The sequence below is a fragment of the Shewanella sp. WE21 genome, from assembly GCF_002966515.1.
Classification (GTDB): Bacteria; Pseudomonadota; Gammaproteobacteria; order Enterobacterales; family Shewanellaceae; genus Shewanella; species Shewanella oncorhynchi.
The window spans coordinates 2429437-2442973 of the sequence record NZ_CP023019.1; the positions used below are offsets into that span (position 1 = coordinate 2429437).

A 13537-nucleotide genomic window follows, 5' to 3' on the forward strand; every position below is an offset into this window, starting at 1 on the left:
CTAAATCGCTTACTGCGGATTTTTGGTTTGCCACCTGCGCCAAGTAAAAGTGATTAGTGCGGCGAGTATCAGACTGACCATGGCCCATGTGGGGTATTTATGCTGGTGGTAAAACGCTAGCATGGGAGCGATTTCATCGCGGATTAACACTGGGCCTAACCCAAAGAGTGCCATCCAAATGCTGGTGGCGAGGGCATTACCAATCACAAATTGTTTTAGTGGCATTTTAGCGAGACCGCAGCCGATAAACATAAATTGTTTTAATCCCTCAACAAAACGACTCAGCACTAAAGCGGCGATGCCATATTGACCAATAACGCCATGGATTTTGTCTTCCAATTGCGGTTTTATCCAGCCCTTCTTAAGCAACACATCACCAAAGCGCCAACCGATGAAATATCCCAAACTGTTACCGCAGAGTGCAGCGCAAGCAGCGACGATTAACACTAGTGGCAGTGACATTTGCCCTGTAGCGGCTAATAAACTGGCGACAATTAATAAAGATTGCCCAGGCGCCGGAATGCCAAAACCCTCGACAGCAATCGCGACAAATAGCAGAACATAACCATATTGCTGCAGCCAAGGCGTGAGTTCGGTGATGATATGTTGTAGCGCTTCTGGCATGGATGAAAGTGATCAAATCAATGGGACGATAGGGTCATCATACTCGCCAACTTCTCTGGTTGGATAGATTTATGAGCAAAGTTTCATGCCCGTTTTCGTTTGCAGTGATTAGCAAGGCTAAGGCACAGGTGATATCAATTTTGCCTTAAAAATATAAAAGGCCGAACTGAGTTCGGCCTTAATACGCTATTACTGTTGCGATTCGGCGACGATATAATGTCTAGGCGAATGCTGCTTGTAGCTGTGGTACTACTTGTTTCTTACGGCTTAATACGCCGTCTAACCACACTTTGCCATCGACGGTATCTTTACCGTAGGCACGCTGGGTCAGCTGCGCATCGTCAGACACAATCAACAACTCTGAACCTTCTTTCATGATGTCAGTCAGCAGCAATAAAACGCTGTGGCGGTTACCTTCCACTTTCAGTGCTTTGATATCGGCTTCTAACTCTGCCTTGATATCGTCAAATACTGACAGGTCGATCACTTCTAACTGGCCGATACCGACCAAGTTACCGTTCATGTTGAAGTCTTTAAAGTCGCGCATTACTAAGTCACGTGCTGGTGTGCCTTGGACGGCGGATTTCACTTTGAACATTTCCATGCCCAGTTCTTTGAAATCTTCAACGCCGGCGATCTTAGCTAACGCTTCAACGCAGCGAATGTCTGCAGTGGTGCAAGTCGGTGATTTGAAAATCACGGTATCGCTCAAAATGGCGCACATCATGATGCCAGCGATATTTTTAGGGATAGCGACTTGGTAAAAGTCGAACATCATCTTGATCACTGTGTTGCTGCAACCTACTGGACGGATCCAGCATTCTAACGGTGTATCTGTGGTCAGATCGCCAAGTTTGTGGTGATCGACAATCCCGACGATAGTCGCTTGGGCGATATCATCCGGTGCTTGAGTCAGTTCTGAATGGTCAACGATATACACTTGCTCACCAGCGTAGCTGGTTTTGTATTCTGGAGCTTCGAAGCCGAAACGTTCCAAAATAAAAGCGGTTTCGGGTGACAATTCACCTAAACGTGCGGCAATGGCTTCTTCACCGATTTGGTTTTTTAAATAGGCTAACGCGATAGCACCGCAGATTGAATCTGAATCGGGGATCTTGTGACCGACAACGTAAATGGGCATTTCAGGGACTCTCCTTTAAATTTGTGACAATTTTAGCAATATTTGGCTTTAATCGGAAATAGCCAAAGCGCATATCACTGCGCTCTTCAGTTGCTATTTCTCTAAAAATCGAACGCTCAGGTTCGGCAAAGATGGCTTAAGGTTTAGATCTTCACTTTTATCACGACTTTACGCACCGCCGTGGCGATATCGCCTGTGCCGGGCATATGCATGTCACCGGGGAAAAATAACGCAAACATGCCTGCTTTGAGTTTGATATAAGAGGCATTGGCTTGGTTTGCCTCGTAATCAAACTCGGCGTAATCGTGTTTTTCAAAATAGGGTTTCGAGGGTGTTTGCTCCGCTAGTGGCAAGTAACCAAACTCTTCTTCACCGCTGAAAACATATTGCACATCGATATATTTTTGATGAACTTCAAAGGGTTCTGTCGACTTATGCTTGGTTTGATAGTCATTCACTATCACAAAAATATTGTCGCCATCGAGGGGATAATTGCCTACGGGTAGCTGACTAAAGTCGGTCGTCGCTAGATGTTCTAATGCAGTCGCAAGCCGAGGGCTTAAGGATTGATAAATATGGCGGTTTTTTAAGGTATCGACGATCATCGGTTACTCGACATGGCGGAAGTGAAATGGGCGAATGGTAAAGATTATAATCTGATCATCACAGTTAGGACATAAGCTTTGTCGATTGGAAGCAGGTCTAAACATGTCGGCATAAAAAACAGGCCATTGAATGACCTGTTTCTACATCAAGTATTATTAAACTTAGCTAAAACGAGTTTAGTAAGTGTATTTGGCTTCTAAAAAGTAGTAGCCACCATTAAAGCCAAAGGGGGTATTGGTTAATGGGTATACGAAGATACCATTGAAATTATTGTTATCAGGTCGTTTTTCTGGATACACATCAAACAAATTTTGCACCCCAGCCGTAAAGCTTAGCGCATTGGTGGCAGCGTATCTTACCGACAGATCCATCACCCACTGATCGCTATAGTTCACATCGCCCGTTGAATAACCTTCACTATAGTCACCAAAGTAGTTTAAGCGGATATTGGTTTTAAAATCCCCGAGTTCATGGGTTAGCCCAATACTGCCCGTGTTATGCGGCGTAGCAGACGTCATGCGGGTTCTTTCTATACCATCAAAGAGTTTCTTTTCTAATCCGCCTAAAATAGACGGCAGATTGATGTCTTGGATCTCGGTTTTATTATAGGCATAGGCTAAATTCGCCTGTAAATCGCCCCAAGTGCCAATATCAATATCTTGGCTAACAACGAGATCGACCCCGCGAGTGCGGCTATCGACGGCATTGACGAAAAATCGTGCTGAATCGGCATTGGTGCCCGCAAGTGCCGCTGCAACCGCAGGGCTATCAGTCGCTCTTAGGGAGCCAGATAAGATGATGCGATCATCAATCTCTATTTGGTAAGTGTCGAGTGTTACCGCGAGGCCAGCGTTATTGGTATAAACAAGACCGAGACTAAATGATTGCGATATTTCAGGTTCTAGTTCGTTAATTCCAAGCGCCTTTGTCACTGGTGATAAGGTGTTGAAGGTGCCTGATTCAATAGGAACCAGTTGCCCCGTCACTGGATCGGGATTAAACAACGTCGAGATATTGCTGAAGTACAGTTGTTGTACGCTCGGCGCTCTAAAGCCTGTATTGATAGTGCCACGCAGGGCTAAGTTGTCGGTAAAATCGTAACGACCCGCGAGTTTCCAGCTCGTGTTGCCGCCAAAGTCAGAGTAGTTTTCGTAGCGTAGCGCTGCCGCCCAGTAAAACTCGTTGGTTAATTGGTTTTCAAGTTCGGCATAAATGCCTGTGTTATCGCGCGTTTCATCAACCTCAGACTCAGGGGTAAAACCGGTGAAGCCTTGGCTACCCGCCGCTTTACCATTATAGCCACCATTGATATACGAATCTTCTTCTCCGGCTTCAATTTCATAGCCGTTTTGGCGCCATGAAACACCGGTTGCAAACAGAATTTCAGAATCGTTTATAAAGGCAAAATAACGGGAAATATCCAAATTGATATTGGCTTCACGGGTCGATAACGTTCCTGCGTCGAACTCGGTAGGAGTTTCAGGGCCTAAGGAAGCATTTAAGGTATTGACGATATTATAGTTAAATGAATTTTTACCATATCCTACTGAGGCATCAATGTCCCAGTCACTCAGGTTGAATTCATAGCCTAGGGTAAGAGATGAATCGATAATTTTGGGGTTAATTTGCGGTAAAAAACCGTCGGGATACACTTCGGGTAAGTTACGGGCATCGAGAGCTAAACGGTAAAAAGCACCCGATTTAGTTTCACGTTGGCTAATACTACCAAAGGCATACAGTTTTCCGTCGGTAGATATAGGCTGAACCGCATTGATAAACAAACCGACATTATCATATTCGGCATCACCAACGTGGTGGCTCTTACGGTTAAATGTCGCTTCGCGTGGATCTGCTGAGCCATCTGCGAACTTAGGGTATTGCTGCCGTGGATCTAATCCTGCGCGGTTTGTGCTGTCTTTGTGATGCGCTTCGAGGGCGATATTCACAAAACCATCATTACTTAAACTGATCCCATGGTTAACGCCTACACGCCATTGCTCACCGTCACCCTGGTAGGTTTGTCCGGCTTGCGCCGAGACGCTTCCCCCTTGATCGCTGTCCTTGAGTACCACGTTAATTACGCCAGCAATTGCATCTGAACCGTATTGTGCCGAGGCTCCATCTCGGAGAATTTCAATGCGTTTTATCGCTGTCATTGGAATCGCATTTAAATCGACGTTAGAGGAGCCTTTTCCCATAGTGCCACTTAAATGTACTAGGGCAGAACCATGGCGACGCTTGCCATTTACGAGTACTAAGGTGTGGTCTGGCGACAGGCCACGTAAGCTCGCGGGGCGCACCGCATCTGAACCGTCAGTCACCGAGGAGAATGGGAAGCTATAGCTTGGCGCCGCAAATTGCAGCGCTTTAGCGGTTTCGGTCATACCTGTTGATTCGAGTTGTTCGGCAGTAATGATATCGACCGGCGCAACACTGTCAGTTGCCGTGCGTAGTGCTATGCGTGAGCCTATGATCTCGATTTTTTCGAAGCCGGTTTGTTGCTCTACGGCTTGGACTGCTGGAATAACCAATGTGGATGACACTGCCAATGCGATAACGGCTAGACGCATAAAAACCTCTCAATGATGTTTGTGACCCAATACTCGAACTTAGGTGTGCAGATAAAATAACAATCTGATGCCGAGAAGGTTATCACTGTAACAATTGTTACATTAAGACGTAAATATGCTAACTCAGAGCCTAGTGTTCTAAATAATATTTAAAATGCAGTTGAATATATTGATGAAAACCTCACTATCGACCTGCGTGCTTTTGAGGCTTTGTACGGCACAATACACGTTGTCGCATGCACATTGCGACTGAGTTAAGTCGATGATATGAATTGTTTATTGACGTGCGCCATCGTGGTTTAATGCGTTATTTTGCTTTAATGGCATTGATTTGAAGGAACACAGATTTGTCAGCGTTACGATTTCTCGCGGGAGCAACGGCATTTAAGACCTTGGCAGAACAAGGTCTTAAATCTGAGCATTTTACCCAGCTACTTGCCGCCTCTGGTGGACCTAAATGGCTTGGTATCGCTGGGTTAGATAAGTATCTGTTTTCTGAGTTTTTCAAAGACAGACAAACACCGCTTTATACACTCGGCGCTTCTTCAGGGGCGTGGCGTTTAGCGTGTTTGGCGCAGCAAGATCCCCTCATAGCCTATGGCCGCTTAGAGGATTTTTATATTGGTCAGCGTTACGACAATATGCCAACACCGCAGGAAGTCAGTGCGCAAGTTAAAGGCGTAGTGCAGGGCATTTTAGGGGCAAACGGTGGCAGGGAAATCGTTAATAACGCTCATATTCACAGTCATTTCGTCGTGTGCCGAGCTAAACATTTAAATCGTTTAACGGCAAAGCTTCCGCTTGCGGCGGGGCTGGCGATGGCGGCGGCGACCAACTTAGTGAGCCGTCGGAGTTTAGGCTGGCATTTTGAACGTGTGGTCTTTAGCCAACAAGCTGCAGCATCTCCCTTTTTGCAACTCAACGATTTACCCAGTCAGCAGGTTGAATTAACTGAGGCTAATGTCGATGCTGTGATGTTAGCAACGGGGTCGATTCCTTTGTTGCTGGCCCCAGTATCCCAAATTGAAGGCGTTGCCGATGGGCAGTATTACGATGGCGGCATTACCGACTATCACTTTGATTTGCCTTTATCCCGTGCCAAGGGGCTGACGCTGTATCCGCATTTTTATCCGACCATCAGCCCAGGATGGTTCGATAAATCCTTGAAGTGGCGCCAAGGTCGCGCTAATTATCACAATGCGCTAGTGTTGGCGCCATCGGCCGAATTTGTCGCTTCATTGCCCTTTGGCAAAATCCCCGACCGTGAAGATTTTAAGCAACTGGACACGGCGCAGCGGATGCAATATTGGCGTACGTCTGTGGCTTTGAGCGAACGTCTTGCAGAGGAGTTTGCCTCGGTTGTTGCGAGGGGAAATGTGCTGGATCGGCTAGAACACTTTTAGGTTGAAGTGATTTGGTCTCGAAAACTGGGTTTGACATGACGTGGTTGAAATGCCCTGATTCAAAATAGCAGGGTCGGAAATTTCTTTGTGCGGTCAGCGGCTTCAGGAAGGAAATTCTTTCACCTGCTACACTCTACAATAATAGGAAATACGAATGCATTGAGTTCGTTTCCTTCTATTTGGGGCAGGAGGTTGCTATGCAAACACGAGAAATGGCGTTACTCATGCGCGATGCCTTGTTACTGCCACAGGGACGGGTGGAGGTTCGTGTGGTTGACCCCGGTCATCTGCGCATGGTGGCCGATGTATTCAAGGGAAAGTATGTGCTCGCCTTTGCCACCATTAGACCCAGTGGTAGTCCGCCCTGTTATCCCACAGCCACCCAATGTGACATTATCGATTTTAATCAGCTAGAAGATGATTCACTCAGCATAGTGCTCGAAGGGCGTCAACGCGTCAGCATCCTCTCGGCGGCGCAGGCCAAAGATAAGCTGTGGATGGCGCGTACTTTACCTTGCCGTAACTGGCAAGAAGAGCCGATTAAAGGTGAATTTGAGTTGATAAGCGCCGCATTAGAGCAATTTTATGAAGTGAATCCCGATCTGTTTGAGCTCTATTCTCAAGTGCATTTGGAAGACGCCGCTTGGGTGAGCCAACGCTGGCTCGAGGTTTTGCCTATGTATAACAAAGATAAATTAGTGTTAGTGAATCAGCCAGATTGCCATAAAACCTTGGACTTCGTGCTGCAACTCATCAAGTCCCATGTGGACTGAAAAACCACAAAAAGGCTAGAATAGCGGCTTTCTATAGCCGCTTTTTTTGTGATATGACAGCATCTGCCCGCGCCGCCCAACCTTCTTACATAGTGCTTCCTGTGAATGTCACAGATAAACCCACAGTGTTTGCCTTTCTCGTACAACATTTTGCCCGTATAGGTGAAGATGTATGGCGTCAGCGGATCCTCGACGGAAAAGTGCATTGGCGGGATGGCAGTTTGATCGCCTTGGACACTGAATATCGCCCTGCGGCGCGGGTGTATTACTACCGTGAAGTGCCGGTTGAAGCGAAAATCCCCTTCGAAGAACAGATCCTATTCCAAGATGACAATGTCATTTTGGCCTACAAGCCGCACTTTTTGCCTGTGACGCCAAGTGGCAACTATGTGAACGAATGTTTGGTGCATAGACTAAGATTGCGTACTGGCATTGATACTATCGCGCCCGCTCATAGGCTTGATCGTGAAACCGCTGGAGTGATCCTGATGACGGTCGCGCCTGAAACCCGCGCGCTCTATCATCAACTCTTTATTGACGATGCGATTCGTAAAGACTATCAAGCGATTGCCAAATTGACTCCTGAGATTATTGAACAATATCAACAGGGCTGCTTAACTTTGCCCTTGCACTGGACGGTGAAAAACCGCATGCAGCCGAGCGACCCGAGCTTTACCATGAAAGTCGTGGAAGGCGAGGCAAATACCCATTCCGAAATCAGTTTAGTGGCCATAAAAGGCGATGTCGGTTTATTTCATTTGAGCCCGATTACCGGTAAAACTCACCAACTTCGTGTGCATATGCAAAGCTTAGGTATGCCATTGTTAAACGACAGATTTTATCCAAGCTTATTACCTAAAGGGCCGGATAACTTTGCGACGCCTCTTAAGTTGATGGCGCAGCGGTTACGTTTTATTGACCCAGTGAGCGGGATGCACCACGACATGCAATGTCAAGGTTTTGAGTTTTAGTCAGCGGAAAGCATTATTTCCAGTCTGTTTAAAGGAAATAATCGGGTGCAATTGTGTGCTTGACCCTGTGATGGTATGAATACAATCTGCAGTATCTGAGTCTCTGCCATAGGGAGCCATATTACGATTGTTTAAAGGAAGTCCATTATGACCAAATCTGCGATCTTCTCTATCTTGCTTTGCGCTGCAGTATTAGTGGGGGCCATGTATTTTGGTGACTGGACTAAGCAGCCTTATCTGAATGACATTGCCGCCGAGATCCGTAAGGCGAGTGCGGTGATTGAACCGAAGAAACCGAGTTCGTCTGGCACATCGACAGCAGAAGTCGATGCCGAGCGGGATCAAAGCCCTAAGATCATTTGGGATCAAATGGCGCATGAAAAACCGTCGAATAAGTCGCAGCCAGAAGCACTGATTTTCAATCAGGCTCAGCCAAAACCTGCCAAAACCGATGAGGCGCTATCCAAAAATACGCCCTTGATGGATTCTGGCTCTGGTGCCACTCAGCCTGAAACGGTTAAACATAATAAACCTGTTTAATCTGTTATTCCTGTTTGGGTGGTTCGAACAGGGTTTCGCTCATATCGCCATGTAAAACCGCAATTTTTGTTGGTGCACCATCATCAGCTAATTCCAACATACCTATTCCGCTTTTATTCACTAGACGTTTACTCGGCTCACCATTTGGTCGCCTGCCGCGCAGCAACATACGTTTACGTTTTGTCAGCAAGTTAAGTGGTGAAAAGTGGCCATAAAACCAGCCATTGAGTTTATCGAAAATCGGTAACAGCTTCTCAGGGAAGTGATTTTTAATACCGCTGCAGGTGATTTGGTAGATGTTAGGACTACTGCGTCTAAAACGAATACTGATGTCGTAACTAAAGGAGTAATGCACATCGCCGGAGAGGATCACAAACTCCTCTGGGGTTTTACGGTGCATAAAAATACTCAGCAGTGCATTGGCGGCGCCCGGGTGGGCCATCCAGTTTTCGGCGTCTACTAACAGGGAACCGCCGATCAGAGTGGCAGTGCGCTGCACAGCTTCAATCAACTTGACCCCAAACATGGGGGCAGGAGAGACGATAATGACCTTCGACTGGCCGAGTAACTCTTGCTGCAAATCCATTAACGCCTCCCAATCCATCAAGCCGGAAGGTTTTGCGAGATTGGATTCACTACGCCAGCGGCGGGTACGCGTGTCGAGCACGACCAGTTTAGGCGAGGACTCTAAGGTGTAATGCCACTGCTCAAATTTAAGTAATTCATCGATGAGCAGATCCTGACTTTCGCTTTCTTGTCGCGCAAAAAACGCATCGAGCAGCGGGCGGATATCGGCGGCAAATTTATCAGGTGCGTTGCCAAGTCCTTGGAATAAGGTGTAGCCGATTAAGGCATTACCAATAATGCGTTTCGAAAATGCGTGTTCGTAGGCCGCTTGTTCCCATTTAGCCGTCAGGTTCCAATCATCGGTGACGTCGTGGTCATCAAACATCATATAAACGGGAATGTGCGCCATAAAGCGCCTGACTTGCCCCAGCCCAGCTTTAAAGCCAAGCAAGTGTTGCCACTCATTTTGCCAGCGGGCGGTATTGGCGGGTGATAAGCCGTCGACATCCTTTGAGATATTCACTAATTCCCACAGCTCAGGTGACCAAGTGAGTAAATACAGGGCGATGATTTCATTTAGGCTGACCAAATGATTTACGGCGATGGAGGAGGTAAAAATGGGGTGATTGCGATACCAACGCCACAGCGCGGTTTTGGCCGGATATTGGGTATGAGGCAACAGGTTTTTATGCCGTTGATACAAATATGCGGGCTGATAATGAATGTCTTCGCTAGTGGTGATGCTTGCGCCTTCAAATTGCTCATGTTTAAGACCAAGCAAATTGATGACTTGTCCTATGGCGCTCAACATAGGTCCCGCAACATCATCAATATAGACCTGATCACCACTCATTATGATAAGTGCAGGGCGATCATCCTCCGCACCCCTGTTGATTATCTTGGCTAAATGGGTATCGGCGGCGACCAGTGCATCGTCACTGTGGTGATGCGGATTGCGGCAGGAACCGTGGAATACTTGGGTTAATTCAGGGGTAAAACGTACACTTGGCGTCGACGCATCGCCGTAGTTTAGCTGGCTTATCGTGGCAAAAATATCACCATGCTGAGCGGCAGACACTTGGTAAGGTGTGACGATATTGGGCGCGAGCAACTCTGGGCGCGACAGTATTATTAGATATTGATGGGCATGTTGCCCGAGTGGCACATAGTGTAAATCGGCATCCTGCAACAGGTACTCTTGCTCACCAAGACGCAGCTTAAGTTCAGTTAATGGCTCACGACTTACAAACCACAGGGTAAAGTGTGAGGCATCGCAGTGGCGCAGCATGGGGCCAGCTAATATCAGAGGAAGTGTCGTACTCAAATTCTGCCTATAGGTATTTGGGTTAATCTTGCATGAGTTAACCCTAAGTAAGTTTGGTTTAGAAGAGTAAACAAGTGCGTTGAATATGAAAAGCTTTTAGAATTGTTAGCCATAAATATGCGTTGAAACTGAATGGGGCGATATGGCTAAGATTATGGTCACGGGGGCGACTGGGCTACTCGGCAGAGCTGTCGTAAAACAGCTTGAATTAACAGGACATGAGGTTATCGCCACGGGTTTTAGCCGCGCAAGTGAACGAGTGCATAAACTCGATCTTACCGCCCCTTTAGATGTCGAGGCATTTATCGCCCGCGAGCAACCGCAAGTGATAGTGCACTGCGCCGCCGAGCGTCGCCCCGATGTTTCCGAGCAAAATCCGCAGGCGGCATTGGCGCTTAACTTAACCGCGAGCCAAGCCTTAGCTATGGCAGCTAAGGCCAATAACGCTTGGCTTATCTATATTTCTACTGACTATGTGTTCGACGGCACTCAACCTAAGTACGCTGAAGATGCAGTCACTCATCCGGTTAATTTTTATGGTGAATCTAAGCTAAAGGGCGAAGAGATAGTGCTAGACACTAGCGCTGATTTTGCCGTGCTACGCTTGCCAATCCTTTACGGTCAAGTAGAAAAGCTGAGTGAATCTGCTGTGCTAGTGCTGGTTAACCAATTGATTGAGCGTCGCGCTCAGGGTGTTGATCATTGGGCGATACGCAGTCCAACCTCGACCGCCGATATTGCCCAAGCCATAGACAAGATGATTGCACAGCATATTGAACATTCTACCGTGCAGGGGATTTATCATTTTAGCGCCGCCGAGACTATGACTAAGTATCAGATGTTGTTGACCTTAGGAGAGATTTTACAACTTAGCACAGCGCACTTAACGCCTGAGTCTACGCCGACGGATAATGCCAAGCGGCCAAGAGACTGTAGCTTGAGTTGTGCACGTTTAGCTGCGCTCGGGATTAGTTCTGAAATCAATTTTGCCACTGGCGTGCGCCAAGCATTAGCACAATCGAGTGGTGCACTTGCCACGCTCGGACTCACTCTGTAGGGATCGCCATGGCTAAGATCTTAGGGACCAGTCTACAGGCTGCCGACCAAGTCGCATTACTGCGAACCTTAGGTTTGCTGCTGCAAATAGGCTTAACCACGTTTGCCGCCGATACTTTTGGTCTTAGCCTGCAAATGGAGCCGTTAGTGCATGTGTTAGTGCTGGAGGTGTTATACCTTTCGCTCACATTGGCGCTACGTAAACCCTTATTTGCTAAGGAGCGCGGCCTCTTTATTGCGCTCAGCTTAGACACATTATTTTGGATATCTTGGTTGCACTTTTCCGGCGGCGCGACCAATGCGTTTATCTCGTTATTACTGTTGCCGATTGCACTTACGGCTGTGACTTTGCCAATCTGGGCGCCTTGGGCACTGACGGCAATTTCAACCTTTGCCTACAGCCTGATGATCTTTACTGTGCCCGAATCCCCCATGCAGCATCACGGTATGGACATGAGTTCCCACTATTTAGGCATGTGGTTCAACTTTGTGATTTCAGCATTGGTGATGACAACCAGCGTGGCATTAATTACTAAGCGTATGCGCCGCCAAGATGCGCAGTTAGCCTATATGCGCGAAGGGCAATTGCGTCAGGAACAACTCTTAGCCCTAGGCACAGTATCGGCGCAGATGGCACATCAACTGGCCACACCGCTCTCGAGTCTGAGGTTATTACTCGATGAAGTAAAAGAAGACATGAGTGATACCTCGATAACGATTGTCGAGATGGAAACTGCGTTAGGTCGCTGTGAACATACGCTTGCCGAGTTGAGATTAGCGACGGAGTCGATCCGCGATCGCCGCCAGCGCCCACTAAAGATCATTGAGCTGGTGGATAGTTTAAAGCAAAAAACCTTGTTGTTAATGCCGCAAACTGAACTGAATTGGTTGATCACTTGTATGCCTGAACAACTGGCAGAGCAAAGCATTCTGACTGATATGAGTTTAACGCCAGCCATCATGGCCTTGATTGAAAATGCTGCCCGCGCTAGCGCCGAAACCATAGGTGCGCCGCAGGTGGATATCAGTTTAGATATAGCGCCAAACGAAGAGCAGATCTACTTGCAGATCCGCGATTATGGCACTGGTATCGCGCCCGATTTATTGCCACAGTTGGGCACCTTACTCATAGAAAGTCCCAAGGGTTTAGGGGTTGCTTTGCTACTCAGTCATGCCAGTTTAGAGCGTTTGGGTGCAGAGTTGATTTTGGCTAATCATCCCCAAGGTGGCACTGTGGCACAAATTCGTTTCACTATTTTAAGGGAGCTGGCGCCGTCTGTATCGCACAAGACTAAGGCTAGTGACGAGGTAAGTTCATGAAACGTTTGTTGATTGTAGAGGATGACCTTTCCCTTGCGAGTATTTTAGGCCGCCGATTAACACGCCATGGCTTTGAATGCCGATTAACCCATGATGCCAGTGATGCGCTGCTGGTGGCGCGGGAGTTTCGTCCTAGCCATATTCTTTTAGATATGAAGCTTGCCGAAGCCAATGGCCTAGGGTTAATTGTGCCGCTGCGTCATCTGCTGCCCAAGGTGACTATGGTGTTACTCACCGGCTACGCCAGTATCGCCACTGCGGTGGAAGCGATTCGCCTCGGCGCCGATAATTATTTAGCTAAACCTGTGGATACCCAAACCTTGCTCGCGGCACTGGAAATGGATGGGCATTCCCATACTCTTCAAGAAGATGAAGTCGACGATTCGCCACTTAATCCTAAGCGTTTGGAGTGGGAGCATATTCAGCAAGTGCTCAATGCTAACCAAGGCAATGTGTCCGCCACGGCTCGCCAATTGGGAATGCATCGTCGGACGTTACAACGTAAATTGCTGAAGAAACCAGTGGGTGAAAGTGGACATTTGAAGTAACGATTCATCCACGTGTGGGCAAGGAGCAACAGGCAACAGGCAACAGCTTAAGGCAAACCTGATGAGGTGCAGAGCCGTTTGACCATAAAAAATG

At 47.5% G+C, this 13537-nt stretch carries 12 protein-coding genes; 7 read left to right on the forward strand and 5 right to left on the reverse strand.

Going from position 1 to position 13537, the window contains the following annotated elements:
* Positions 1 to 9: 9 nt before the first annotated feature.
* The 4 genes from CKQ84_RS10575 to CKQ84_RS10590 all read right to left on the reverse strand — a co-directional run bounded on the left by CKQ84_RS10575 (position 10) and on the right by CKQ84_RS10590 (position 4941).
* Entirely contained in the window at positions 10 to 624 is a 615-nt protein-coding gene (locus CKQ84_RS10575; protein WP_105251220.1) for a DedA family protein, read from the reverse strand.
* Positions 625 to 844: 220 nt separating this feature from the next.
* On the reverse strand, positions 845 to 1765 hold the full coding sequence (locus CKQ84_RS10580) for a manganese-dependent inorganic pyrophosphatase (protein ID WP_105251221.1): 921 nt from the start codon (positions 1763 to 1765) through the stop codon (positions 845 to 847).
* 143 nt (positions 1766 to 1908) lie between these two features.
* Positions 1909 to 2370 carry a YhcH/YjgK/YiaL family protein gene (locus tag CKQ84_RS10585; RefSeq protein WP_105251222.1) on the reverse strand — a complete coding sequence of 154 codons (462 nt, stop codon included), beginning with the start codon at positions 2368 to 2370 and terminating at the stop codon, positions 1909 to 1911.
* Between the two features lie 177 nt (positions 2371 to 2547).
* Entirely contained in the window at positions 2548 to 4941 is a 2394-nt protein-coding gene (locus CKQ84_RS10590; protein ID WP_105251223.1) for a TonB-dependent siderophore receptor, read from the reverse strand.
* 347 nt (positions 4942 to 5288) lie between these two features.
* Here CKQ84_RS10590 and CKQ84_RS10595 point away from each other — a divergent pair, with 347 nt between their 5' ends.
* The 4 genes from CKQ84_RS10595 to CKQ84_RS10610 all read left to right on the forward strand — a co-directional run bounded on the left by CKQ84_RS10595 (position 5289) and on the right by CKQ84_RS10610 (position 8628).
* Positions 5289 to 6344, forward strand: a complete 1056-nt coding sequence (locus tag CKQ84_RS10595) for an alpha/beta hydrolase (RefSeq protein ID WP_105251224.1) — start codon at positions 5289 to 5291, stop codon at positions 6342 to 6344.
* 197 nt (positions 6345 to 6541) lie between these two features.
* Positions 6542 to 7117: an LON peptidase substrate-binding domain-containing protein gene (locus CKQ84_RS10600; RefSeq protein WP_105251225.1), complete on the forward strand. Its 576-nt coding sequence runs from the start codon at positions 6542 to 6544 to the stop codon at positions 7115 to 7117.
* 53 nt (positions 7118 to 7170) lie between these two features.
* Complete coding sequence (locus tag CKQ84_RS10605) at positions 7171 to 8088, forward strand: pseudouridine synthase (RefSeq protein ID WP_105251226.1); 918 nt, start codon at positions 7171 to 7173, stop codon at positions 8086 to 8088.
* Between the two features lie 147 nt (positions 8089 to 8235).
* Positions 8236 to 8628 (forward strand): hypothetical protein, encoded by a 393-nt coding sequence (locus tag CKQ84_RS10610; RefSeq protein ID WP_105251227.1) that lies wholly within the window; start codon positions 8236 to 8238, stop codon positions 8626 to 8628.
* Between the two features lie 4 nt (positions 8629 to 8632).
* Here the strand turns inward: CKQ84_RS10610 and CKQ84_RS10615 are convergent, their stop codons facing one another.
* On the reverse strand, positions 8633 to 10483 hold the full coding sequence (locus tag CKQ84_RS10615) for an alkaline phosphatase D family protein (protein ID WP_105251228.1): 1851 nt from the start codon (positions 10481 to 10483) through the stop codon (positions 8633 to 8635).
* A gap of 178 nt (positions 10484 to 10661) precedes the next feature.
* Between CKQ84_RS10615 and CKQ84_RS10620 the strand changes: the two genes are divergently transcribed.
* From CKQ84_RS10620 to CKQ84_RS10630, 3 genes are read left to right on the forward strand one after another with little or no spacing between them, the layout of a single operon-like run.
* Positions 10662 to 11576 carry an SDR family oxidoreductase gene (locus CKQ84_RS10620; protein ID WP_105251229.1) on the forward strand — a complete coding sequence of 305 codons (915 nt, stop codon included), beginning with the start codon at positions 10662 to 10664 and terminating at the stop codon, positions 11574 to 11576.
* Positions 11577 to 11584: 8 nt separating this feature from the next.
* Positions 11585 to 12895 carry a HAMP domain-containing sensor histidine kinase gene (locus tag CKQ84_RS10625; protein ID WP_105251230.1) on the forward strand — a complete coding sequence of 437 codons (1311 nt, stop codon included), beginning with the start codon at positions 11585 to 11587 and terminating at the stop codon, positions 12893 to 12895.
* Entirely contained in the window at positions 12892 to 13443 is a 552-nt protein-coding gene (locus tag CKQ84_RS10630) for a response regulator transcription factor (RefSeq protein ID WP_105251231.1), read from the forward strand. The genes CKQ84_RS10625 and CKQ84_RS10630 overlap by 4 nt, the downstream gene beginning before the upstream one ends.
* The last annotated feature ends 94 nt before the right edge of the window (positions 13444 to 13537 follow it).

Excerpts from the sequence above, each read along its gene's own strand:
- CKQ84_RS10575 (WP_105251220.1), bottom strand. The coding sequence starts at position 624 with ATGCCAGAAGCGCTACAACATATCATCACCGAACTCACGCCTTGGCTG.
- CKQ84_RS10580 (WP_105251221.1), bottom strand. The coding sequence starts at position 1,765 with ATGCCCATTTACGTTGTCGGTCACAAGATCCCCGATTCAGATTCAATC.
- CKQ84_RS10585 (WP_105251222.1), bottom strand. The coding sequence starts at position 2,370 with ATGATCGTCGATACCTTAAAAAACCGCCATATTTATCAATCCTTAAGC.
- CKQ84_RS10590 (WP_105251223.1), bottom strand. The coding sequence starts at position 4,941 with ATGCGTCTAGCCGTTATCGCATTGGCAGTGTCATCCACATTGGTTATT.
- CKQ84_RS10600 (WP_105251225.1), top strand. The coding sequence starts at position 6,542 with ATGCAAACACGAGAAATGGCGTTACTCATGCGCGATGCCTTGTTACTG.
- CKQ84_RS10605 (WP_105251226.1), top strand. The coding sequence starts at position 7,171 with ATGACAGCATCTGCCCGCGCCGCCCAACCTTCTTACATAGTGCTTCCT.
- CKQ84_RS10610 (WP_105251227.1), top strand. The coding sequence starts at position 8,236 with ATGACCAAATCTGCGATCTTCTCTATCTTGCTTTGCGCTGCAGTATTA.
- CKQ84_RS10615 (WP_105251228.1), bottom strand. The coding sequence starts at position 10,483 with ATGCTGCGCCACTGCGATGCCTCACACTTTACCCTGTGGTTTGTAAGT.
- CKQ84_RS10620 (WP_105251229.1), top strand. The coding sequence starts at position 10,662 with ATGGCTAAGATTATGGTCACGGGGGCGACTGGGCTACTCGGCAGAGCT.
- CKQ84_RS10625 (WP_105251230.1), top strand. The coding sequence starts at position 11,585 with ATGGCTAAGATCTTAGGGACCAGTCTACAGGCTGCCGACCAAGTCGCA.
- CKQ84_RS10630 (WP_105251231.1), top strand. The coding sequence starts at position 12,892 with ATGAAACGTTTGTTGATTGTAGAGGATGACCTTTCCCTTGCGAGTATT.